The 24,027-nt window shown below is 41.1% G+C and carries 25 protein-coding genes; 18 read left to right on the forward strand and 7 right to left on the reverse strand.

Annotation, left to right across the window (positions count from 1 at the left end):
• Position 1 precedes the first annotated feature (1 nt).
• Both G457_RS0102790 and G457_RS0102795 read right to left on the reverse strand, forming a co-directional pair.
• Positions 2-526: a hypothetical protein gene (locus tag G457_RS0102790; RefSeq protein ID WP_026945120.1), complete on the reverse strand. Its 525-nt coding sequence runs from the start codon at positions 524-526 to the stop codon at positions 2-4.
• The gene (locus G457_RS0102795; protein ID WP_035483040.1) at positions 523-1,029 is read right to left on the reverse strand and encodes a RidA family protein; all 507 of its coding nucleotides are present in this window, start codon (positions 1,027-1,029) and stop codon (positions 523-525) included. Before G457_RS0102795 ends, G457_RS0102790 begins: the two co-directional genes overlap by 4 nt.
• A 71-nt stretch (positions 1,030-1,100) precedes the next feature.
• Between G457_RS0102795 and G457_RS0102800 the strand changes: the two genes are divergently transcribed.
• Both G457_RS0102800 and G457_RS0102805 read left to right on the forward strand, forming a co-directional pair.
• Complete coding sequence (locus G457_RS0102800; RefSeq protein ID WP_026945122.1) at positions 1,101-1,562, forward strand: GNAT family N-acetyltransferase; 462 nt, start codon at positions 1,101-1,103, stop codon at positions 1,560-1,562.
• A gap of 101 nt (positions 1,563-1,663) precedes the next feature.
• The gene (locus G457_RS0102805) at positions 1,664-2,488 is read left to right on the forward strand and encodes a universal stress protein (RefSeq protein WP_026945123.1); all 825 of its coding nucleotides are present in this window, start codon (positions 1,664-1,666) and stop codon (positions 2,486-2,488) included.
• On the opposite strand, the gene G457_RS20935 is transcribed toward G457_RS0102805, so the two are convergent.
• The 3 genes from G457_RS20935 to G457_RS0102820 form a co-directional block, all read right to left on the reverse strand.
• Complete coding sequence (locus G457_RS20935; RefSeq protein ID WP_051260675.1) at positions 2,452-4,137, reverse strand: Na/Pi cotransporter family protein; 1,686 nt, start codon at positions 4,135-4,137, stop codon at positions 2,452-2,454. The genes G457_RS0102805 and G457_RS20935 overlap by 37 nt on opposite strands.
• 149 nt (positions 4,138-4,286) lie before the next feature.
• The gene (locus G457_RS0102815) at positions 4,287-5,216 is read right to left on the reverse strand and encodes a hypothetical protein (RefSeq protein WP_026945124.1); all 930 of its coding nucleotides are present in this window, start codon (positions 5,214-5,216) and stop codon (positions 4,287-4,289) included.
• A gap of 45 nt (positions 5,217-5,261) precedes the next feature.
• On the reverse strand, positions 5,262-6,170 hold the full coding sequence (locus G457_RS0102820; protein WP_026945125.1) for a mechanosensitive ion channel family protein: 909 nt from the start codon (positions 6,168-6,170) through the stop codon (positions 5,262-5,264).
• A gap of 163 nt (positions 6,171-6,333) precedes the next feature.
• Here G457_RS0102820 and G457_RS0102825 point away from each other — a divergent pair, with 163 nt between their 5' ends.
• From G457_RS0102825 to G457_RS0102840, 4 genes are read left to right on the forward strand one after another with little or no spacing between them, the layout of a single operon-like run.
• Entirely contained in the window at positions 6,334-7,875 is a 1,542-nt protein-coding gene (locus G457_RS0102825; protein WP_026945126.1) for a bifunctional GNAT family N-acetyltransferase/carbon-nitrogen hydrolase family protein, read from the forward strand.
• On the forward strand, positions 7,857-8,441 hold the full coding sequence (locus G457_RS0102830; RefSeq protein WP_026945127.1) for a KdsC family phosphatase: 585 nt from the start codon (positions 7,857-7,859) through the stop codon (positions 8,439-8,441). Before G457_RS0102825 ends, G457_RS0102830 begins: the two co-directional genes overlap by 19 nt.
• 7 nt (positions 8,442-8,448) lie before the next feature.
• Positions 8,449-9,276, forward strand: coding sequence for a 3-deoxy-8-phosphooctulonate synthase (gene kdsA / locus G457_RS0102835; protein ID WP_248602813.1), 828 nt, complete (start codon positions 8,449-8,451; stop codon positions 9,274-9,276).
• A 5-nt stretch (positions 9,277-9,281) separates the two neighbouring features.
• Positions 9,282-10,901 carry a L,D-transpeptidase family protein gene (locus G457_RS0102840; protein ID WP_026945129.1) on the forward strand — a complete coding sequence of 540 codons (1,620 nt, stop codon included), beginning with the start codon at positions 9,282-9,284 and terminating at the stop codon, positions 10,899-10,901.
• Here G457_RS0102840 and G457_RS0102845 read toward each other — a convergent pair.
• Entirely contained in the window at positions 10,881-11,582 is a 702-nt protein-coding gene (locus tag G457_RS0102845) for a murein L,D-transpeptidase catalytic domain family protein (RefSeq protein WP_026945130.1), read from the reverse strand. The two genes, G457_RS0102840 and G457_RS0102845, sit on opposite strands and share 21 nt — an antisense overlap.
• Positions 11,583-11,864: 282 nt before the next feature.
• On the opposite strand from G457_RS0102845, the gene G457_RS0102850 reads away from it, so the two are divergent.
• The 9 genes from G457_RS0102850 to G457_RS0102890 all read left to right on the forward strand — a co-directional run bounded on the left by G457_RS0102850 (position 11,865) and on the right by G457_RS0102890 (position 18,492).
• Entirely contained in the window at positions 11,865-12,275 is a 411-nt protein-coding gene (locus tag G457_RS0102850; RefSeq protein WP_024281987.1) for a 6-pyruvoyl trahydropterin synthase family protein, read from the forward strand.
• Positions 12,235-12,939: a GTP cyclohydrolase I FolE gene (gene folE / locus G457_RS0102855; RefSeq protein ID WP_026945131.1), complete on the forward strand. Its 705-nt coding sequence runs from the start codon at positions 12,235-12,237 to the stop codon at positions 12,937-12,939. Before G457_RS0102850 ends, folE begins: the two co-directional genes overlap by 41 nt.
• Before the next feature lie 110 nt (positions 12,940-13,049).
• Positions 13,050-13,730 (forward strand): SDR family NAD(P)-dependent oxidoreductase, encoded by a 681-nt coding sequence (locus tag G457_RS0102860; RefSeq protein WP_026945132.1) that lies wholly within the window; start codon positions 13,050-13,052, stop codon positions 13,728-13,730.
• Positions 13,731-13,799: 69 nt separating this feature from the next.
• Positions 13,800-14,063: a hypothetical protein gene (locus G457_RS0102865; protein WP_026945133.1), complete on the forward strand. Its 264-nt coding sequence runs from the start codon at positions 13,800-13,802 to the stop codon at positions 14,061-14,063.
• Positions 14,064-14,078: 15 nt separating this feature from the next.
• On the forward strand, positions 14,079-14,522 hold the full coding sequence (locus G457_RS0102870; protein WP_026945134.1) for a hypothetical protein: 444 nt from the start codon (positions 14,079-14,081) through the stop codon (positions 14,520-14,522).
• Entirely contained in the window at positions 14,519-15,148 is a 630-nt protein-coding gene (locus tag G457_RS0102875; protein WP_051260676.1) for a flavin reductase family protein, read from the forward strand. Before G457_RS0102870 ends, G457_RS0102875 begins: the two co-directional genes overlap by 4 nt.
• A gap of 74 nt (positions 15,149-15,222) precedes the next feature.
• Positions 15,223-16,362, forward strand: a complete 1,140-nt coding sequence (locus G457_RS0102880) for a hypothetical protein (RefSeq protein ID WP_026945136.1) — start codon at positions 15,223-15,225, stop codon at positions 16,360-16,362.
• A 43-nt stretch (positions 16,363-16,405) separates the two neighbouring features.
• Positions 16,406-17,401 (forward strand): ligase-associated DNA damage response exonuclease, encoded by a 996-nt coding sequence (locus tag G457_RS0102885; protein ID WP_026945137.1) that lies wholly within the window; start codon positions 16,406-16,408, stop codon positions 17,399-17,401.
• 86 nt (positions 17,402-17,487) lie between these two features.
• Entirely contained in the window at positions 17,488-18,492 is a 1,005-nt protein-coding gene (locus tag G457_RS0102890; RefSeq protein WP_026945138.1) for a phosphotriesterase family protein, read from the forward strand.
• A 3-nt stretch (positions 18,493-18,495) separates the two neighbouring features.
• On the opposite strand, the gene G457_RS0102895 is transcribed toward G457_RS0102890, so the two are convergent.
• Positions 18,496-19,104 (reverse strand): hypothetical protein, encoded by a 609-nt coding sequence (locus tag G457_RS0102895; protein ID WP_026945139.1) that lies wholly within the window; start codon positions 19,102-19,104, stop codon positions 18,496-18,498.
• A gap of 178 nt (positions 19,105-19,282) precedes the next feature.
• Between G457_RS0102895 and guaA the strand changes: the two genes are divergently transcribed.
• From guaA to hemL, 3 genes are all read left to right on the forward strand, one after another.
• A complete protein-coding gene (gene guaA / locus G457_RS0102900; protein WP_026945140.1) occupies positions 19,283-20,812 on the forward strand; it encodes a glutamine-hydrolyzing GMP synthase in 1,530 nt (509 codons plus the stop codon).
• 268 nt (positions 20,813-21,080) lie between these two features.
• On the forward strand, positions 21,081-22,727 hold the full coding sequence (locus G457_RS0102905) for a type 1 periplasmic-binding domain-containing protein (RefSeq protein WP_026945141.1): 1,647 nt from the start codon (positions 21,081-21,083) through the stop codon (positions 22,725-22,727).
• Positions 22,727-24,025, forward strand: coding sequence for a glutamate-1-semialdehyde 2,1-aminomutase (gene hemL / locus G457_RS0102910; RefSeq protein WP_026945142.1), 1,299 nt, complete (start codon positions 22,727-22,729; stop codon positions 24,023-24,025). Before G457_RS0102905 ends, hemL begins: the two co-directional genes overlap by 1 nt.
• The last annotated feature ends 2 nt before the right edge of the window (positions 24,026-24,027 follow it).

Raw genomic sequence — 24,027 nt, forward strand, 5'->3', positions numbered from 1 at the left:
ATCAACACGGACTCCAATAATGAAACTCAATCAGCTTTTCTTCCTTAAACAGAAAGAAAAAGCCATCATCGGCATCAGTAAACCTACCCCCAAGGCTGAATAAATCAGCTTCATCCCGTCCATGAAATTTTATGGGCTCGGCTTGCTTTCCAAAAAAACGCTCAACTTCACTCTGAGTGCTTTTTCCACTGAATTCCGTTTCCTGGTAATAAGTCCACTTTATTTCACCTGCTGAATCGAACAGGACCAATTCTGAGATATAACCTTCTTCTGCACTCCCAATCCAAGTGATTTGAGGATAGATCAGTTGATAATAGGTTTTTCCCTGTTCTTCATTGGAATGAAAGCCATATTCGTAGTTCGTGTCAGTCCTTTTGGTTGGACCATATTTTTCGAAAATACTCTTGATCCCATACTGATGAAAAGCTAAGCCGTCTACAAAAACATATTCCGAATCAAGAGTCTTATCTTCTTGATAATTAGAGAATAGTAAAGAGAAAATTAAAGCAAAATTAAGCCAGGTCATTGATCTTCCAATTCCACAATTACCTCAATTTCTACCGCAATATTATTAGGCAAGGCCGCTACTCCCACAGCGGATCGGGCATGTTTTCCCTTTTCTCCAAATACTTCCACCATCAAGTCTGAAAAGCCATTAATCACAGCAGGATGTCCCGTGAAATCAGGAGCAGAGTTGACCATTCCCAATACTTTAACAAATTGCTTGATGCGACTCAAGTCTCCTGTAGCGGCTTTAAGGACAGCTATGATTTCCAGGCCGGTTTCCCTTGCTGCTTGGTATCCCTCTTCAGGCGTAAGATCACTTCCGACTTTTCCAAAGACATTCGGGCCATTGCCCGCGAGATACAACACATTGCCGACTTGTCTCCATTTCACGTAGTTGGCCATAGGCTGACTGATCTCAGGAATAGAGAGTCCTAGTTGCTTGATTTTTTCTTCAGGCGTTTGGGCATGGCTCAGGGAGTAAAAAGCAAAAATTGAGAATAATAAAAGGCAGTATTTTTTCATGATCAAATTGATTAAAATCACTTCAATCTAGGAGAAATTCCTGAAATTTAGGTTCTCAAACTTTCTTTTTAATGCAAAACCTTGAAATCATCCCTTTCCAAGCTGAATTACAGCCTGAATTTGAAGCCATCAATCGAGAATGGGTCGAGGAGCTATTCTCGCTAGAGCCTTTTGATATTGCTCAGCTTCAATCACCTCAGGAAACCATCATAGAAAAAGGTGGGGCTATTTATTTTGCCAAAATGAATGATCAAATTCTAGGGACTGTAGGTCTATCCAAAGTCGATAAACATACCTTCGAATTGATCAAAATGGGAGTCAAGAAATCAGCTCAGGGTAAAGGAGTGGGCATGTTCTTAGGACAGCAGGCTTTGAAAAAGGCCAAAGAAATGGGGGCGAATAAAGTGGTATTGTACACTCATACCAAACTCCAAGCTGCGTTAAGAATCTACCAGAAACTGGGTTTCAAAGAGGTGCCTGTAAGAGACGGTAAATATTGCCGATGTGATCTGATGATGGAAGTTGATGTTTAAAAAACTGATTAGCTGACATTTATCATTTTTTTGCTTGATATCCATCAAAGGCAAGGCCACTTATTTTTTGGAAATTTGAAAAGAATCAAAATCCAAAAGCTATGAAAACGATTGTCGTTCCCTTCGATTTTTCTACCTATTCGCTAGAGGCTCTGAAAACTGCACAAAAAATAAGTGTTAAGTCTGGAGCAACGATTGTCTGTGTGACGGTCATTCCTTCCGAGGTAGACTTTGAAAAACTCTCTGAGGAAGCAAAATTGAAATATACAGACCTAATCGAACAAAAGACCGAGGCTGAGGAGATATTGCCCGAATACATTCAGCAAATAGCACCTGCCAAGGCTCCAATCGAACAGGTAGTGAAAATTGGGGTGCCGCATGAGCAAATCCTCCGTGAAGCTAATCGCTCCGAGGCTGATATGATCGTGATGGGGGCCTATGGAAAAGGGTATACTGAAGGGAAATTCATAGGTTCTAATCTCCAAAAGATTCTAAGAATGGCAGATATGCCGGTATTGGCTGTCAAGGTGGCTTTGGATGGAAATAATCTTCGGAAAATCGCCTTTGCTTCTACCTTCCAGCAAGATACCCCAAAGGCTTTCGCGAAAATCAAGCCTTTTGTAAAAGCTTTCAAGGCATCTGTTCACCAGCTTTTTGTCAATACTCCAGGAAATTTCCATACTTCAGAAAAAATCCAGGATGGAATGAAACTGTTCCAAGCTGGTAACGAGGAAATAGTATTTCACCAACATACCTACAGCGCCGAAGAGGTAGAAAAAGGAATCGTTGCCTTCTGCGAAGAAGAGGGGCTTCATTTGGTAGCTCTTGTTTCAGGAGATCATAAGCTAAGTCCAGCTTATCAGATTGGGGTGACAGAGACTGTCCTCTTTCAAGGAGATTTAGGTGTCTTGAGTGTTAAAGCTTGACTTTTAGCATCTTCAGAGGGGTCAAAAACTTCATTGATTGGGTGTCGCCAATGCAATACAGCGGCACCCAAATTATACAGTCCTCTAGAAAATTCCCTAGCAACATTCGTAAAAGTTGAAAAAGGGATGTCGGTTTTATGACTTTTTGCTTCCTGAAATAATTTTTCAACCAATTGACTGGAGTCTAGCTCCGATTCACGCATCCAAGATGGAACTTGAATCTCAGGTTGTTCAACTTTGGCCAGTTGATCAATTTCAAGAATTCGCTCTTCGAATTTTACTTTTAATTCTTCCAAGAAATCCTTCGGAAGATTTCTAGAGGAGTTTCTTAACTCTTTGATATTGTGATGTATATCCTTAAAATCCTTAGCTGAGAAGATCAGTAATCGCACGGAAAGCATCAGTGATGTGAGTTTTTTTGCCTCCTCCTCAGTAATACTCGTCTTTAGAAGTTTGAGATGATAGGCAGTAATTTCATCCTCTACGAGCTTTAAGCTTTGATATAACCCTAGGTATTCAACGGGTCTGCTCAGTATTTTTTCGAATATTCCTTGTTTGGGGGATGGAATACCCTCCTCCATGATAGTAAGAGAAATGAATTTTTTTGTCTTCACAAAAAGTTCCTCAATTTCCTTTTCCAATGCTTGAATTGCCGCCTCAGGAACAGCTACGTCAACATTCTGAATGTAAAGGGTGTGGGGTTTTTCTTTTGTGAGGAAACGGCCTTTAAGCCATTTGGTGATAGGTTTGATAAATGGAAGGAAAAGCAGAACTCCGAATGCATTCAAGATGGTATTGAAGAGGGCTAGATCCAATAGCGGGTCTTGTCCAATAGGTAGGCTGCTTATCCATTGAATAATCAACGGTATAAAAAACAAGACAATCAGTCCGGTAACTACATTAAAAAGAAAATGAAGTGAGGCCAGCCTTTTTTTATCCGGAGTACCTCCGAGGGCTCCCAAGCTGACGGTGACTGTGGTACCGATATTGGCCCCAACGGTAGCTGCTGCAGCTTGATCTAGTCCTAAAATCCCTGAGCTGATCGCACTAAGTAGGATTACTAAAGTCGCCGAACTTGACTGAATGATGGCAGTAAGGATAAGTCCAATCAAAGCAAAAACAACTAAACCCCAGTCCGCATACAGGCTAAAATCAAAGTTTTCTGCCAAGGATTCAATCGACCCTTTCATCAAATCAATACCAAAGAATAAAAGTCCAAAACCCAATAAAAAGGAACCTAGATTTTTCAGAATAAAGTATCGGGATGCTAAAATGAAAAGTAAAGCGCCAACGCCGATCAGGGGTAAAGAGAAGGAAGCGATATCTACTTTGAAACCAAGGCTATAAACCAGCCAAGCGGTTACAGTGGTGCCTAGATTTGCGCCTAAAATGACTCCTGCTGCATGGCTAAATCTAATTATTCCGGCACCTAGGAAAGCTAAAACCATCAAAGTAACCAAAGAGCTACTTTGTAAAAGTGCAGTCACTAGGGTGCCGCTGATAATCCCCTTGATAGGAGTATCGGTAAATTTTTGGAGTAAGCGACGAAAAGTCTTACCGCTAAACTCATTAAGACCAGCCTCCATCTGATGCATGCCCAGAAGGAAGATTCCCAGCCCAGCCAGAAAGTCCCAAATTTGAAAGGTCAAAACTTGAAATGATTAATTCTCGACTTTAGTCAGAGAATAGTGTACAGCAAGAGTGAATTTAGGTAAATCTCTACCAATTCAGAAAAAAGATTTTGGATACCAATAAAAGTTTTGGATAAAAACCTAGGGTAGTGAGGAAAGGATAAAGATTACCAGAATCTGAAGCGCTTCTCATTGATTCGGTTTCTGAAAATCCAGTTGTCGAAAATATCTCTGGACCAATGAATCTCCAGGCCAACATTCACAGTCATGTATCCATCGAATCTGTGGGTGAGACCAGATCCCCTGCGAACACGGCCATTGTTTCTTAGAATTTTGTCCACATCCGGCATTCCATTATCATCCAAAAAATCGGGATTTCGGATAGCTAATCGAAGTCGGTCTGGATTTCTACCCGATACATAATCATCCACTAAGTCCAAATAAAACTCCGACACATTATAGGCAGAGATATCATCCATGTAGTCGGTCAAAGTGAAGCGGTAATTCCCTTCGAAAGTCAGATCCATGTACACATTTAGCTTGTACTTGAAGCCTAGCCCCATGGGAAAGACGGTGATGAAGCGATCATAGGGGTTGTTTTCTAAGGCCAGTGGCCTCAAATCTACCCATTCTCCATCTAGTTGAGCCTGAGGATTGTTGGTGGACATACCTATACCTACGAAAATGTATGGGTTCCAAAGTGGACGGTGGATATTCGGAACTTTGACGGGGTGCCAAAAATATTGGATTACTCCTGAAACTTCCCAGTTTCGAGCCCGGAAATGAAGGTTTCTAGGGGTACGAAAAGCCCTCGGATCTGAGGGAGGATCTTGACCGGACATTTTGATGTAGGAGAATTCTCCTTTGGCCCTGAGATTTGTTCCTATAGTTCTATGAAAGGCAATATTTGCATTCCAGTCTGGCTGAACTCCTTCATTGTATTTCCAGAAGGAATAAAGCTCTCCAAAATACTGGGTAGGACCTATGCTGGCAGAAATCGACCATGGCTCCTCAAACCGATAACGGTAAAAGCTTTGCGCACTGGCTTGATAACTCCAGCCTATCAAAAATACAACTATAAAGCCTAGCTTTCTCATTATCAGGCCTGCTCGGTCCATTTCTTCCAATGGGCGAAAATTACCCTAATTTTTTAAATTTTCAAATCCTGATCGTAAGTGTAGATCGCGCTGTGGAAATGGGATTTCGACTCCTTGCTCTTTGAACCGTTTGAAAATTTCATATAAAAGCTGGCTTTTCAGCACTTTTGGTCGATTGACATACTCTGAGGTCCATACTCTGAGGTTGAAATTGATGCTGTTGTCTCCATATTCTTCAAAAAGGACATCTGATTCAGGGCTTTCTAAAACTCCCTTATTGTCTTTGGCTACCTCGAGCAAAATTCTTCTTACTTTTTCCGGATCTTCACGATAAGCTACACCCACTGGAAAATTAAAACGGACCATTCGGTCAGAGTGAGACCAGTTGATCACTTGATTATCAATAAATTGACTGTTTGGTACAACGATGGTGATATTATCATTGGTAACTACCATGGTCGATCGAGCTGAAATTTTGATGACATCTCCATTGACATCTCCCACTTCGATTCGGTCTCCCACTTTGATAGGCTGCTCAAAAAGAATGATGAGCCCACTGATGAAGTTGTTTGTGATGTTTTGAAGACCAAAACCGATACCAACACCAATTGCTCCTGCCAACACCCCAAAAGCACTTAAATCAATCCCATTCGTCTGAAGAATCGAAAAAACACCGGCAAGGATTAAAACATACTTGACTATCGTTCCAATCGAAAGTCGTGTGCCTTCAGTGATACTGTATTTTTTCAAAATCCTGTTGACCAGTAGTCTTCTGATCCATTCAGATCCTATAAAAAGAACGAGAAAGGAAAAAATAAGCGTTAGGACGAGCCCAATCGTTAATTTAGAATCACCCAAGTTGAAAAGACTCAGGTTCATGATTTGATCTATCCACTCCAGCAAATCGAAGTTGCTCGAATTAGAATTAGAAACAGTTGATGAGTCTGATTGCATAGATTTCGAAATATTAGTCGAATTTTGTAAGCAAAATATCAATAATTATCGACCCTAAAGTCAGAATTTACATTCATTCTTAAAAATCAAAATAAAATTCTGAAAAGTACCCGGTTAGGATTGTGATTTAAAATTTTTGATCGAAAATCCTTAATTTTGAACTATGAGTAAACAACGAGAAGAGCTCGAACATCGATTGAAACTTCGGAATATCAAGCTTTCGGATTTTGATGATATCCGAGAAATAATGGTATCCATCTACCGAAACAAAGGAATGGCCTGGACAAGGGAAGAGTTGAAAAATCAACTTAAGGTTTTTCCAGAAGGTCAGATTTGTATCGAAGATAATGGAAAAGTAGTTGCTGCGGCTTTAAGTATCATTGTCGATTACGGAAGGTTTGGAGATAATCACACCTACGATCAGATTACAGGGTTCGGGAAGTTTGATACCCATGATCATGATGGAGATACCCTCTATGGGACGGATGTTTTTGTACATTCCGAATACCGAGGAATGCGACTAGGAAGGCGTTTGTATGATGCAAGGAAGGAGCTATGTGAGAATTTGAATCTGCGGTCGATAATTGCCGGTGGTCGTATTCCGGGCTATTCCAAACATGCCGAGGAGATGACTCCAAGGAAGTATATCGAGTTGGTGAAAAATAAGGAGATTTTTGATCCGGTACTTTCATTTCAGCTTGCAAATGAGTTTCACGTAAGAAAAGTAATTACCAAATACCTTCCTGAGGATAAGGACTCTAGAGCCTATGCTACCTTGCTGGAGTGGATCAATATTTATTACGAAAAGGATGAGAAGCTTATCGGTAATAAGAAGTCCATCGTACGCTTGGGATTGGTACAGTGGAAAATGCGCCGATTTTCAAACGTGGATGATCTGATGCAGCAGGTGGAGTTTTTTGTGGATACCGTTTCAGGTTATAAATCTGATTTTTGCCTGCTTCCTGAATTTTTCAATGCTCCACTTCTTGCCGAATTCAACGATATGGATGCATCTGAGGCGATTCGAAACCTAGCAGATTACACGGACGAAATTGTCGGCCGTATGAGCGATCTAGCCGTTTCTTATAATGTCAATATCATTGCGGGTTCGATGCCTGAGTATGATGGTAAAAAACTTCGAAACGTAAGCTATCTCTGCCGAAGAGATGGTACGCAGGCCAAGCAATACAAATTGCATATCACACCTGATGAAGCGGCTTATTGGGGACTTCAGGGAGGAAATGGAATTCACGTTTTCGATACCGATGCAGGACGAATAGGAATATTGATTTGTTACGATGTGGAATTCCCCGAGTTGGGAAGAATTCTGGCGGAGCAAGAGATGGACATCCTATTTGTACCATTCTGGACGGATACCAAAAATGCCTTCCTTCGGGTAAATACTTGTGCTAGATCTCGGGCCATCGAAAATGAGTGCTACGTGGCTATTACCGGATCTGTCGGTAACCTTCCGAAGGTTGAAAATATGGATATTCAATACTCTCAGGCTGCAATTTACAGCCCATCAGATTTTTCTTTCCCGCATGATTCCATCGTAGCTCAGGCATCAGAGAATGCAGAAACGACCATTGTAGCGGATGTAGATTTGGATTTATTGACCAAGCAGCGGAAAGCAGGAAGTGTTCGGAATTTGGAACAGCGTAGACTTGACTTATATTCGATCCAATGGAAGCAGAAAAAATAATCCAAGACTACTTCAGCCATATTCCTGCGGAGATTTTGGAGAAAGCCAAAAACATCAAGCTTTTAATCACCGATATTGATGGTGTATTGACTGACGGTGGAATCATTTATGATGATAATGGGCTGGAATTCAAAAAGTTTCAGGTAAAAGATGGTTTGATAGTCAAGCATCTCCGTAAAAATCGGATTTTGATTGGAGCAATTACAGGACGGAAGTCCAAAGTGGTTGAAAATCGCTGTGAGGAGCTTCGCTTTGATTTCCACTATCATGGAATAAAAGACAAGGGTAAAAAGCTGAATGAGCTTCTTGAGACACTTGAACTTTCTCATCATGAAGTGGCCTACATCGGGGATGATTTGATCGATTTGCCAATTTTGAAAAAAGTTGGCCTTTCTTGTAGTCCTTCTGATGCCTTGCCTTACGTGAGCGCTCAGGTGGATTGGGTCAGTCGCTATGCAGGCGGCAGGGGAGTCTTCCGAGAAGTGGGCGACCTGCTTCTCTTTGCTAAGGGAAAGCTGAGCTCAATAATTGATTCATACAACGAAATAGAAAATGAAGAGAACTGATAGTCAAATGAAAATCACAGACTCTGTGATTTTGGGAGGAGAAAAGCCTGTACTTTTTGCGGGTCCTTGCGCGGTAGAAAGCTACGATATCTGCCTGGAAATCGGTACAAAAGTTAAAGAATGGGCTGAAGAGAACGGTTTTTCCTACGTTTTCAAAGCATCTTTTGACAAGGCTAATCGGACTTCTTCGGGATCTTTTCGGAGTATCGGAATGGATAAATCCTTGGAGGTCCTTCAGCGTGTAGGTCAAGCTTTGAATATTCCTTTGGTGACTGATATCCATGAAAGCTATCAGGCTAAGGAAGTTGCCGAGGTAGTAGATGTGCTTCAGATTCCGGCATTTTTATGTAGACAAACCGATTTGCTGATAGCTGCAGCTGAGACCGGAAAGGCTGTGAAGATCAAAAGAGGACAGTTTATGGCACCTGAAGACATGCAGTTTGCAGTCAAAAAAGTGAGATCTGCTGGAAATGAAAATGTCTGTCTTACCGAGCGCGGCTTTTCTTTGGGGTACCACAATTTAGTGGTAGATATGCGCGGCTTGCCAATCATGAGGCAGTTTGCACCGGTAGTGTTTGACATTACTCATTCAGTACAGCAGCCAGGGGGTCAGGGAGGAACTAGTGGTGGACAGCGGGAGTTTGCACCTTTTTTGGCAAGAGCAGCCGCTTCTACCGGCATAGATGGGTTTTTTATTGAGACACATCCTGAGCCGGCCAAAGCGCTTAGCGATGGTCCCAATTTGATTCCTCTTCATCGAATGGGAGATTTCCTATCCATGCTTAAGGAATCATGGACTTTGGGCCGAAAGTACCAGGATTTTAAGATTGAATAACCACAATGAGATTCAGCCTGCTTTGTTACTTTTTTCTTTTAGGGTTCATCAGCTATGGCCAAGAGACTGATTTGCTTCGGCAACGCTTAGAAAATACGGATGCCAGTGTTGGTTTAGAAGTAAGAGGGCGGAGCATTCAGAATTTTGGAGAACTCTTTAAGTTTTATTCTTCGAGAGACTTTCAATTTGTCTGGAGCAAAGAAGCTAGGATAGGGGAGTTGGCTTACGAAGGGCGGTATGAATTAGAACAGGCTCAATTTGATGGTTTACAGCCTTCGGATTACCATTGGGACTTGATCAATACACTTATTGAAAATTACGAATCCAACAAAAAGATAGATGAGAAAAGTGATTGGACAGATCTGGTAGACTTGGAGTTGCTTCTAAGTGATGGATTAATTCAGTTGGCAAAACACCTGCATGTAGGCAAGGTAGATCCTTCGGAGCTTCAATGGGGATGGGAAATTATCCAAACAAAAGAGTCCTTTGACCCGATAGCTTTCCTCAATCAAATCGAACAAACCCAACGGGTAAGATCAAATATTTTTCAATATTACCCAGAGTTTAGAATTTATCTGCGTGGGCGGGAGATTCTTCGTAATCTATCCGAGCTTTCTAAAGTAGATAGCTTGGACTGGTCTTCACTCAGTGTCAATAAATCAATCAAAGTAGGCGATAGCCATTCCCTGATTCCTGAGATCCGTGAACGACTTCAGTTCTGGGGTTATGCCGGAGGAAATGATTTGACGGAGCGGATATATGATTCTCTTTTGATGAAATCCGTCCAGGCTTATCAATCCTTTCATGGAATGACTAGTGATGGTATCATAGGGAAAAACACCTTAGCTTCTCTAAGTCAATCCCCAAAAGATATGATGGATAAGGTAGCTGTGAATTTGGAAAGGCTTCGATGGCTTGATGGTAAAAAGAATGGGAGTAAGGCTATCTTAGTGAATATTGCAGATTATAAGTTGGTCCTTTTGGATAAGGAGGATACTATTTTTCAATCCAAAGTTATCGTAGGCAAATCCTATCATCAATCGCCGGTTTTTGAGGCGAAAATGAGTTATCTGGTCTTTAGCCCTTATTGGAATATTCCTGAGTCGATTGTAAGAAATGAGATCATTCCCTCGGTAAGGAAAAACCCAAATTACCTTACTCAAAAGAATATGGAAGTTTTGACTTACAATCGAGAAGTCGTGGATCCAAGTATAATTGATTGGAAAAAGCGTGCCATTCCCTATCTGGTAAGGCAAAAACCCGGGCCCCAAAACTCACTTGGTTTGGTCAAATTTATGTTTCCAAATAAACATAGCGTTTACATTCATGATACTCCTGCCAAGTCGCTATTTGGACGAGAAGAGAGAGCATTGAGTCACGGATGCATTCGACTAGAAAAGCCAAGAGAGCTTGCACAGCTTCTTCTTCAGGATCAAAAAGAATGGAATGATCAGAAAATTTGGGATGCGATGAACAGTCAGCAGGAACAGACGGTCAATCTGAAGGAAAAAATACCCGTTTATCTGATCTATTTGACCTTTTGGGCTGATGCTACAGGAAAGCCAAATTATCGGCCAGATATCTATGGGAGGGATGAAGAGGTATTAACCTTGCTTAGAAAATGAAGCAGAAATAAGCTTTGAATTGCTTAAATAGTTTTGATCTTCTCCATAAATAAAGAGCAGTGAACCTTCCTTGATTAGCTCTATGACCTCTTTGGATAGCTCGCTAGGTAAGGCTGGGCAACCTAAACTCCTTCCAAGACGACCCGCTGCTGAAATAAACTCTTCCCTAGCATAGTCGGCACCGTGAATTACAATCGCTCTTGGTCTGGCTAAGTCATTGAAACCTTTCTCCAAGCCATCCAATCGAAGGGAAAGGCCATGCTTGCCGTGATAAGTCTCTGCCGTTTTATAGAATCCCAAGCTGCTTTTGTATGAAGAGGGTTTATTGGAAAAGTTTGTAGCATAAAGCTCTCCGGAATTTCTGCCATGGGAAACTACCGAATTTACGAGTACGAGTTTATTGAGTGGATCGATGACCCAGAGTCTTTTTTCGGTAGAAGGAAGACTAAAATCAATGATAGTGATGAGTTGATTAGAAATATTGGACTCCAATTGTTCCCAGCCCTTGAATGCATATTCAAATACTTCTTGCTGGGGCAGGTTTGGGGAGTTCGAGGCTATTTCCTCATATAGACTTTCTATTGGAGAGCTGTAGGTTGAAGATAAATCTTCGCTTGGGATTTCTTTTTCTGGGTGGAAATTGAGCAGTAAAGAGAATAAGGCAATGTGGAATAGGTGCATAGGCTTAGGTTTTGCTTCAGGTTATTTTGATAATCATCAAATTCAAGCATAAGTTCCAAATAATCTTTTGATCAAGGTCAAAAAAGATTAATCGTAGCATGAACTATTTTCAGAAAAGCAAACGTTTTATTCGTGGCGTTAGTACGTTTCACCAAAAAAATAGAAATAGCATAAAGCAACACTTAAAATTTAAATAGCAGAAATTCAACGACTTAAATAATTTGTTTAAAGAAACAATAGAAATATTAAACAAAATTTAAAAAACTGCTGTTTCCAAATTGCATGAAAGTAACAGTAATTCGTAAAGAACACTTCAACGCCGCTCACCGGCTTCACAATCCGAATTGGTCAGATGAAAAAAATGCTGACATCTTTGGAAAGTGTAATAATCCCAATTTTCACGGTCATAACTATGACCTGCACGTAAGTCTACGCGGAGATATCGATCCCGATACAGGTTACGTGTATGACATGAAGGTGTTGAGTGATCTTATCAAAGAGCATGTATTAAATAAATTTGATCATAAAAACCTAAACTTGGATACCGATGAATTCAAAAATCTCAACCCAACTGCAGAAAACATTGCAGTGGTTATTTGGAATATTTTGAGGGAGAAAATTGATCGGAAATTCGAATTAAGCATTCGACTCTATGAAACAGAAAGAAACTATGTTGACTTCGATGGGAATTGATATTGCCCGTGCATCTTATGAAGAACTTGGTGAGGAGCATTTGGCTTCTTCAGTCGAGACTCCACTTCGTGAAGATGCCTTTGAAATGGACGACGATTTAAAAGTCGAACTGATCGAAAAGCATTTCAAAGAAATCATGAATATTCTTGGACTTGATCTTACTGACGACAGTCTCAAGGGGACACCCCATCGAGTGGCTAAGATGTATGTCAAGGAAGTTTTTGCAGGACTTAATCCCAAAAATAAGCCAGTTGCAAAGCTTTTTGAAAATAAATTTCAATACAATCAAATGCTTGTCGAGAAGGACATTACCTTCTTCTCACACTGCGAACACCACTTCGTACCGATTTATGGTCGAGCTCATGTAGCTTACATTTCAAATGGAAATGTGATCGGGCTTTCTAAGATCAATAGGATTGTACAATACTATTCAAAAAGACCTCAGGTTCAGGAAAGGTTGACCATGCAGATAGGAAACGATCTCAAAGAGGCATTGGGAACTGATGATGTGGCGGTAATCATGGATGCATATCACATGTGCGTAAGTTCAAGAGGTATCAATGATACCAACAGTTCTACAGTCACTTCATTCTACAGTGGCAAATTTGACACAGACGAACAAACAAGAAACGAGTTTCTGAAATATATCAGTCTCGAAAAGTAATAAATAGCTAAACCAACTTAGAAACCGGGCTATTGTCCGGTTTTTTTTTGTGATTTACTCAAAACAAATCTTAAGAAAAAAGATTTTTAAAATAGAAACTAAACAACAGTATGAACGGAAAAAATATCGTCCTAATAGGAGGAAACTCAGGAATCGGAAAAGAACTCGCAGAAGCCTTGAAGGCGAAAGGAGCAAATTTATTTTTGTATTCAAAAAGTGGGGAAGGCACCACAGCCTTGGATACGACTGAAGACTTTTCAGATATTCCCGGTCTTCCTGAGGTTATTGATGGACTTGTATATGCTCCGGGCACAATCAATTTGAAGCCTTTTCACCGGATTTCCATTTCAGAATTCCAACAGGAACTTGATATCAACTTTCTGGGTGCTGTACGAGTGCTTCAAGCATGTATGAAAAGCCTAAAGAAATCTGAAAGTTCATCAGTTGTTTTATTCAGTACAGTTGCTGTGCAGACAGGAATGGGCTTCCACGCGAGTATAGCCGCTGCGAAAGGTGCCATCGAAGGACTAACCCGTTCACTAGCAGCAGAGTGGGCGCCTAATAAAATTAGAGTAAATGCTATCGCACCGTCTTTGACAGATACTCCGTTAGCTTCTGCTTTGCTATCAAGTGATGATAAGCGAGAAGCAAGCAATAAGCGTCATCCGATTGGTAGATTTGGAACACCAGCAGACATAGCCAAGGCGGCTGAATACTTGCTATCTGATGATGCATCTTGGATGACGGGTCAGATTCTTCATTTAGATGGAGGAATGTCTAATTTGAAGTGATTTTAAACATTTTCATCCCTGAATTTGTCATTAATACGGGTACGGTCCCGAGATGAACGAGCTGTGAATATGAAGACACCACCTGAATCATTCCTACTTTTTAAGGAAGAGTTGAGGAAAGCCCAATTAGAAAAAGAAAGGCTACAAAAAGAATACGAATCCAAGCTTTCAGAAGTCAATCAGGAGCTTTCAAGATTGAAAGAGCAAATCCGCTCTCAGCAAGAGATGATGCGGACTACCCTAGAGTATGCCTCAAATCTTGAGGTACGCCTGGAGCAATTTAAAGATGAAGTTAACCGCACTGAAGAAGCGCGAAAAAAATCTGTTTACTAATCCCGATCTATTGCCATGAACGACACCTTGCATACCTCCGAGACGCAGGATTTTGAACTGGCCTTTGAACAAAAATATGTTCGCGTGCTGATCAGTCCAGAATTAAAAATTGTTATTTGTGAACTTCTTGCCGACTACATTCCAATCGAAGACTTCAAGGAAGCTTTTCATCAGATCGGTGAAATAGTCAAAGCAGGGAATTATGAGAAATTCATCTTTGATAAGCGGTCGCTGAGAGCTTTTCATCAACCTACCATGGAATGGTATTTCATCTATTGGAAAAAGGAAATGCTGGAATATGGGGTGAAAACACACCGTAAAATTCTTCCTGATGAAAAATGGTTTGAGAAAATGGTTCAAATCGCCAAAGCTCAAATCCTGCAAAATTACCCAGACAACATTATTGATCAATTGGATATCAAATATTGTGATACCATTGAGGAAGCTATTGCCAAATGATCAAGCACTTTACTAAAGATGAAATATTAGAATCAGATTCTTTCTTTCGGAGGAATCTGATTAATTGTCTTTCTGGATATAAAAGTCTGAATCTCATAGGTACTAAAAGCTCTGAGGGGATATCCAACTTGGCTCCTTTTTCTCAGGTTTTTCACATTGGCGCAAGTCCGCCTTTGGTTGGGATTCTTTTTAGACCCCATACTGTGCAGAGGGATACGCTTGAAAACATTTTAGAAGCAGGGTACTTTACTATGAATCAAGTGACTCCTTCTTTTTACAAAGAGGCTCATTGGACTTCTGCCCGCTGGGATGGTTCAGAGTTTGAAAAAACAGGGTTAGAGGCTGAATTTCTCAATAAATTCTTCGCTCCTTATGTTAAAAATAGTCCTTTGAAGCTAGGTTGCTCCTTGGTGGAAACTCAAACTCTCAAGGTAAATCAAACAGTATTGGTCATTGGAAGTATTGATCATATTTATGTTGAAGAAAAAGGTCTTCGGACTGATGGCTCCTTGGATTTGAATGTGTTGGAAACGGTGACTGTCTCAGGGTTGGATGAATATCACATTGGAAAAAAACTTGCACGACTTAGCTATGCAAAACCCGATCGGGAAGTGGAAGAGATTTAAATTTTAGGATTTTTTAAGATAGCTTATTTTTTAGTTTTCGAAATATATTTTAGTTTAAAGCAAACTAAGATTCGATGAAAAACTTCATTTTTATTGCATTCATATCGATTTGCTTAAGTTCTTGCAAACAATCCGGTCCTGAAGCTGATGACCAATTGGAAAAAACACCAACCCTTACCTTGGTAGACAGCATGCAAATTGACCGTTTGGTGGTTCCTACCTTACTGGACTATAGCTTTGATGGTCAATATTTTTTGTTTTTTGATTTTCAATCGGACGAATTGATTTTAACCGACTCATCTGGAGCAATCATTCGCACTGCCAATCGATCAGGAGATGGTCCGGATAGTTATAAGTCTAGCTATTTTACTGCCTGCAGATTTGTGAGGAATGAACAAATCTTTGTAGAAACATACACTGGCAATTATTTGTATGATCTTCAGTTTGATTTAATAGAATCAAACCCTTCTCGCATTCAAATTATGACTCGGATGATGGGAGATACACAGGGCTTCTTGGTGGAGGGGGGGTATCAGTTTAGGTTTGGTTATTTAGAATCTGACCTAGATAAAATCAGGATGGAAAACCGAATCAAAATGGACGAGTATGATTTCTTAAAAGTGAGTAATTTTCAAGGAGACGTGTTATTTAGTTCAAAGGTCCCTACTTCTCTTAATTACATTCAAAAACCGGGAGATTATATAGGTTATGATCCTGTTGCAAAAATTCATGGTGATCGAATCGATTTGCAGTTTATGCTAACCCCGATGATTTATACCTATAGCTATCCTGAGCTAGTCCTTAAAGATTCGCTATTCTTGGATCCAGGATCTGATTTTAAGCCCATTCAGCCTGCACCAGAACAAGAGAATTTTGGTATTTTTTTCGAAGAATTACGAGGTTCTCGGTATAAAGATTTTATCTATTCCAATGACTTTCTCCTGACTTGGTACCTGAAAGCAACACCTGATGAAGAAGTTGATGCATTAGATCGGAGAGTCGTTGGGGATGAAAAATACATGAGTATTGAGAAAAAATATAAAACACCTGTTTATCAGATTTTTAAAGGGAAAGAAAAGATTTGGGAAGGTGAGTGGCCCATAAAGCTTCAGGCAAAAAAGGACCTACTTTATTCAGTCAATGACAAACTGGGAGAGGAAAAGGACGAGGTTGAGCGTGATGTCCAAACTTTTTATTTTTATGAATTAAAGTAACCTTTGAAACGCTAGCCTGTTTGTAAGTAAAAACCAGATAGCTCTGCAACTTCTCGAACTCACTGATTACGGACTTTTCTGCCCTCCCGCGGGGGTGTTTATTGATCCTTGGCGTCCCGTTGACAAGGCCGTGATCACCCATGCTCATTCGGATCATTCTCGATGGGGGATGAAACATTACCTTGCTCATCACGATTCTGCCGAGGTGATGAAGCTTCGCCTCGGGCAGGAAATCAGTCTGGAAACTGTGGATTATGGTCAGGAATTAGTCATACATGGTGTGAGGATTTCCCTTCATCCAGCTGGACATATTCCTGGTTCAGCCCAAATCAGATTAGAACACAAAGGCCGTATAGCTGTGGTCAGCGGTGATTACAAAGTGGAGGACGATGGACTTTCTAAGGCCTTTGAGTCGGTTAAGTGCCATGAATTTGTGTCCGAATGCACTTTCGGATTACCGATTTACAAATGGGAATCCCAATTGGAAATATTTAACCAAATCAACACTTGGTGGAAGGACAATGCTTCAGAAGGTCGAAATTCTGTACTTTTTGCTTATTCTCTGGGTAAAGCCCAGCGGATCCTAAAAAACTTGGATTTGTCTATCGGCAAGGTCTTTACTCATGGAGCTGTCTGGAACACAAACCAAGCCTTGCTCAATAGCGGAGTTGATATTCCTGATGTACCGAAGGTTACCCAAGACATTCCCAAGACTGAATTCAAAGGAAGTCTGATAATTGCTCCGCCTTCTGCTATGGGAACTCCCTGGATGCGGAAATTTTCACCTTATCGGACAGGGATTTGTTCGGGTTGGATGGCTATTCGAGGTACCAGAAGAAGGAGAGCTGCAGATAGAGGCTTTGTGCTATCTGACCATGCTGATTGGGAAGGGTTGATTCAGGCCATTGAAAGCACTGAAGCAGAAAAGGTCTATTTGACGCATGGTAGTACCGCCTCTTTTGGGAAGTTTCTTCAAGAGGAGAAAGGAATTGATGCCGTAGAGTTACAGACCCTTTTTGGAGAGGAAGAGGTGGAGTAGGGAAATTAAGTCAGTATTGAAAAATTGGAAGATTGTAAAATTGACTTCCTACCAATATCTTGAGCGAAGAATCATATCGCCTCCTTATGTCCAAGTTTTTGATTTTCATCTTCTTACCTATTCTTTTCATTTCCTGTCAAAATCATCCTTCAAATAATTTTGATAATTACATAAATACTGTCGCAGGACCGATGCCTATTGACTCCATGGGTTTGACGCTGATTCATGAGCACATGCTGGTGGATTTTATCGGTGCAGATTCTATCAGTCCCGATAGGTGGAACCGAGATTCAGTGATTGTCAAGGTCCTTCCTTACCTAATGGAGGTGAACAAACATGGAGTTCGGACGATTTTGGATTGTACTCCTAGCTATTTGGCCAAGGATCCCTTGCTGCTGAAAGCCCTCAGCGAAAAGTCTGGAATTCAGATTCTGACCAATACCGGATTTTATGGAGCTGTGAGAGGGAAATACCTTCCCGACTTTGTCCAAACAGAAACAGCTGAGCAACTTGCTGAGCGATGGATAGCCGAATTTGAAAATGGAATTGAAGGAACGGGGATCAAACCGGGTTTTATCAAGATTTCAGTGAACGAAGCGAATACCCTTTCGCCCATTGATCAGAAGCTAGTCAAAGCAGCAGGGATTACCCATCAAAAAACAGGATTGACCATTGCCTCTCATACTGGTACTTGGAAGACTGCCTCCCAAGAATTGAAGATTCTTAAGGAAATGGAGGTAAAACCATCCGAGTTTGTGTGGGTTCATGCGCAAAATGAACCGGATTTTGCAAACTATGAAAAAGCAGCCGAAATGGGAGTTTGGATCAGTCTGGATGGAATCGGTTGGGCAATTGATCCCTACGTGGAGCGACTTCTTTTTGCCAAGGAAAATAGAATTCTAGGAAATATTCTGATTTCCCATGATGCGGGGTGGTTTGATCCAGCCAAACCGGGTGGGGGAGATTTCCAGCCTTTCACTAATATTTTTGAAAAGCTGATTCCGATCCTCACAGAAAAAGGATTTACGGATAAGGACTGGAATCAGCTTTTAGTGGAAAATCCAAAAGAGGCTTTTGTTTTTTCGAAGTAAGCATTACTTTTTTCCTATCCCAAAGCTGATTTTGTAGGAGGCATGGACATACCATCTGAGGTAATCATCAAATCCGGTTGCAGCAAGACTGACTGCATTCCTCACATTTGGATTTTTGGTCTTCCATTCGGCTTCCAATTCCGCAAAAATTCCAATTCGCTGATAGCTATCTGTAAAGCTGGCTAAGTTGGGTCCATCTTCAGGGTTAAAAAAATTGATATTGGCTATATACCCTTCCCCGCCTAATTGAAGCGTTGGACCAACTGCCAAAGAAAGGTTGAATCCGGAGGGTCGCTGAAAAAATGTGTATTTGAAAGAGGGAGTAATGAAAAAGCCGGACGAATGGTTTCTGTTTTTTTGACCCGGCGTCAAGTTATTATTTTCCAAACTACCTATCGATTGATAAAAAAGTAATCCTGCATTGAGGGAGGTTCTTTTACCTAATCGATAGTTAAGCTCATTACTGAAATTCAGTCCATAGAGCATATTATTGCCGTCATGGGAGCCTCCGGCACCGATACTGTATTGGAGTTTAGGTTGGACTTGTCCAAATGAAAATACCTGGACTCCAATGAAAAGGAATAGAATTAGAAAAAGTCGATTTGCTTTCATGAGATTTGGATTTGAGATTTAACAAACCAAACATCCGAAGTAAAAATCAGTAACAGAAAATTCTTGATATTCTTTAACTAAACATTTGTTAAAATTTAAAAAGAAAAATTTTAATGGGTGTTTTCCAAATTTTCTTTGTCACATTTTAGTAAGCCGTCTAGCCTGCTTACCTTTGCGCATGGCAGAACAAATCCTCATCCTTGATTTCGGTTCTCAGTACACCCAACTCATCGCTCGAAGAGTCAGAGAACTGAACGTTTATTGCGAAATCCATCCTTTCAATAACCTTCCTGAAATCACCCCCGACATCAAAGGTGTAATCCTTTCTGGATCACCCTGTAGTGTCCGGGATGAAGGGGCTCCTGACCTTGACTTGGATAGTCTTCGCGGAAAGCTTCCAATTTTGGGCGTTTGCTATGGTTCACAGCTTCTTGCTCAGAAGTATGGGGGAGAGGTTTTGCCGTCTACGATCAGAGAGTATGGTCGTGCTAATTTGGATCACATCGATCTGCATCATGACCTACTAAAAGAAATGACCCATGGATCCCAAGTTTGGATGTCCCATGGTGATACCATCAAACAATTACCCGAAGGTTTTGAGGTGATTGCGAGTACTTCCTCGGTGGAAGTTGCCGCCTTCAAAGTCGAGGGAGAAAAGACTTACGGAATCCAATTCCATCCAGAGGTTACCCATTCTACCGAGGGTAAAAATCTTCTCAGAAACTTTGTAGTCACGATTTGTGGCTGTGCTCAGGATTGGACATCCGACGTCTTTATCGATGCGACCGTAGCTGAGCTGAAAGAAAAAATCGGTTCGGATAAGGTAGTCATGGGACTTTCAGGTGGAGTGGATTCTTCGGTAGCTGCTACTTTGATTCACCGTGCCATTGGAGATCAGTTGACCTGCGTTTTCGTGGATAATGGGTTGCTTCGCAAAAATGAATTTGAGGAAGTACTTCATTCCTACAAGGACATGGGGCTGAATGTAATTGGAGTAGATTCCAAGCAGCGATTCTATGATGCCTTGGCTGGAATCTCAGATCCTGAAGCTAAAAGAAAGGCAATAGGGCGAGTCTTTATCGAAGTATTTGATGATGAGGCGCATAAAATAGATGGCGTAAAATGGCTGGGTCAAGGGACTATTTATCCCGATGTGATTGAATCAGTTTCTGTAAAAGGTCCTTCAGCCACCATCAAATCCCACCATAACGTAGGAGGCTTGCCTGATTTTATGAAGCTTTCAGTGGTCGAGCCTTTAAATACTTTGTTCAAAGACGAGGTACGTGAAGTAGGACGTGCATTGGAGATTCCTGAGACCATTATTGGTCGTCATCCATTCCCGGGTCCGGGTTTGGCAATTCGGATTTTGGGAGATATTACACCAGAGAAAGTACAGACACTACAGGAAGTAGATCATATTTTTATCCAAGGATTGAAAAATCACGGACTTTATGACCAAGTATGGCAGGCAGGAGCCATTTTGCTTCCCATTCAGTCGGTAGGAGTCATGGGTGATGAGCGTACCTATGAGCGGGTTGTAGCTTTGAGAGCGGTAGGATCCGTAGATGGAATGACGGCTGATTGGATTCATTTACCTTATGAGTTTCTTGGTAAAATGTCAAATGAAATCATCAATCGCGTGAAAGGTGTAAACCGAGTGGTTTATGATATTTCCTCCAAACCACCGGCAACTATTGAGTGGGAATAGATTGAAAGGCAATTGATTGAAATATGTCCCTTTACCTTGAATTTCCTAATTATACGTTTGGAAGTTGGGGGAGAGAAGCTTGAAGAATGCTTAAAACAAAATACTGGTTGGAATTCATTTGTTGATGTTTTAGTCGATAGCTTTCTTAAAAATCTTAAAAACCCGGAGTGTTTCCTTCGGGTTTTCTTTTGGAATGGGTTTTCGGCCTAAACTTTGGGTTTGGAAATAATGATTTAAATTTGTCCATAAGCTTATCTAACTGATCGGAATGCAAAAATCACTTCTTTTTTCAGCCCTTCTTTTTTTAGTATTTACCGTAAATGCCCAAAACGTACCTGAGGGTTATTTACAAGCCAAAAGACAATTGGCTTCAGGTTCTTATTGGGATGCGATGAATAGCTTTCGGGCTTTCACTGATGAGTCGAAATATGGAAAATTGGCTTTGTATGCTTCTTACCATGCCGGAGAATCAGCTTTGAAAGCCAACCAAGCAGAAACTGCCATTGGGATTTTGAGGCCTTTGGCTGATAGAACTTGGGACAATCAGAATGAAACAATAATGCTACTGGCAGAAGCTTTTTTATTTAATAAGAATATTACGGAAGGATTGGACTTGCTTCAAGCATTACCCCAATCCTATGAAGAACAGGCTAATGATCTAGCTTATGAGTACTTGGTCAAGCAGAGTCCTGATTTTTTGGTGAGAAATTTAAAGGAGTATCAGGATTTTCCGGCTTACACTGCCGCAACCAGCACTGTACTGAATAAGAAAACTGTTCTTTCAGCAGATGAAAAATCGCTCTACTACGAGCTTCGAGGTCAGGGAGAAAATTGGTCAACCGGGAATACCGTTAAAAATGACAATTTAGACTTTGTGGTGATTTTACCTTTTTCTTCAGGTACACAAGCTCCGGATCCGGAAAGTTTTGTTTTTGAATTATATGAGGGTATTCTATTGGGTATCGATCAATTGAAGTCAGAGGGAATGCGTGTCAGTATCAGTACATTCAATTCAAAGCGGTCAGTTGATAATCTCCGGTCTATTCTTTCGGATGAAAAAGTGAAATCTGCCGATGTGATTATTGGTCCGATTTACCCAGAAGAAGCAGATTTAGTTAGTGCCTTCGCCGAATCCACACAGATTCCTTTTATTCACCCACTTTCCAACTTGGGGGATCGATTTGAGGATAAGAATTATAGTTTCCTTTTCCGGCCTTCTGCTGAGAATATATCCGATGGAGTTTTTAGAGCGATCAAAGGTCAAAGTTGGGGAAGTCGAATTGCAATCGGCTATGGAGGAAGCTCTAAAGACCTACGAAGTGCCAACGAATTAAAAGAACGTATTGAATCAGATGGATTTCAATTGGTTGATTTTAAAGAACTGAACCCCAGAAATGCCGCTTCTTTTTTGACAGATTTAGGTATCAGACCCACGCTCGACAGTGTAGAGGCGGATGTAGATCAGGTTATTATTCTTTCCGATGATCCGAATATTGCAAGCCCGATTTTATCTTTTTCAGAATCAGTAGCGACAGAAATTCCAATTTTAGTCTTGGACTCATGGCTTAGCTTCAATTTCGCTAATTATGAAATGCTTCCTCATGAGAATTACTATTTTATCGCTAATAACACCCCCAATTACGAATCCGAGACAATGAAACTATTCCGGAACGAATACTATCAAACGCACTCTACGCTTCCTAGCCTAAACGCTATCCTCGGTTTTGAGTTAGTATACTGGGTGGCGATGAATGCCCGTCCTGATTTAGATTATGATTTCCGTGCCAGTTTGGATCAGCGGGTTTTTGCTCCGGGAAAGTTGACATGGGGATTCAACTTCCAAAACAGTAATTCCAATCGATATGTGCCTGTATTTTCTCTATCAGCAGGTGAATTGAAACCTTTAAATTATTAATGAATATTTCAGAAAGTAAGCGGCTTTTTGCGAAAGCCCAAAATTTTATTCCCGGTGGAGTAAACTCCCCTGTACGCGCATTCCGTGCAGTAGGCGGAGATCCGATTTTCATCAAAAAGGCCTCAGGTGCTTTCATTTACGATGAAAATGATAATGCCTACATCGAAATGATCAATAGCTGGGGTCCCATGATTTTAGGGCACAATCATCCCATTATTCGGGAATCGGTAATTGAGGCTATGGAGTCAGGCACTTCCTTTGGGGCTCCAACAGCTCGGGAGATTGAAATTGCTGAATTAATCATTTCCATGGTGCCCTCTGTAGAAAAGGTCAGGATGGTAAACTCCGGTACCGAGGCTACGATGTCAGCAATTCGGGTGGCCAGAGGCTATACAGGAAAGGATAAAATCATCAAAATGATCGGTCATTACCATGGTCATGGTGACTCATTTTTAATTGCAGCAGGATCAGGTGCGATGACTATGGGGCAGCCGGATTCGCCAGGTGTGACTGCTGGTACAGCCAAGGATACGCTTTTAGCACCTTATAACGACTTGGAATCAATTGAAGAGTTAGTGCGATTGAATAAAGGTGAAATTGCAGCATTGATTCTCGAGCCCGTGCCCGGAAACATGGGGCTAGCTATTCCAATGCCTGGGTATTTGGAAGGGTTACGTGAGATTTGTAACCGAGAAGGTATTGTCTTAATCTTCGACGAAGTGATGACTGGCTTCAGGTTAGCGCCAGGCGGTGCACAGGAGCTTTATGGAGTCACTCCGGATATGACCACGCTTGGAAAAATAATCGGCGGCGGTATGCCTGTAGGAGCTTATGGAGGCCGAAAGGAGATCATGGACTTTGTGTCACCTTCTGGTCCGGTATATCAAGCAGGAACCCTCTCGGGAAATCCAATAGCTATGGCAGCAGGCTTGGCCATGCTGAAATATCTCCAGATTCACCCGGAGACTTATGGTCAATTGCTGAATATTGGTAGAAAAGTCAGTGAAGGGATCAAGAAGATTAACCTGGAACTAGGCTATGATTATACTGTGAATCACGTAGGAAGTATGTATTCCTTGTTTTTCACGGATCAGCCCGTTACAGATTTTGAATCCGCCAAAAAGGCAGATACAGGTTTGTTTGGAAAATACTTTCAAGCCATGTTACAGCGTGGTGTTTATCTTGCACCTTCTCAATTTGAAAGTTTATTCTTGTCAACAGCTCTGACGGATCAGCTGATAGATAAGATTCTAAAAGCCCATCGAGAGAGTATGATTGAAATTCACAAAAACCAGTAAAT

Origin of the sequence: Algoriphagus marincola DSM 16067 (assembly GCF_000429405.1) — a bacterium.
Lineage (GTDB): Bacteria > Bacteroidota > Bacteroidia > Cytophagales > Cyclobacteriaceae > Algoriphagus > Algoriphagus marincola.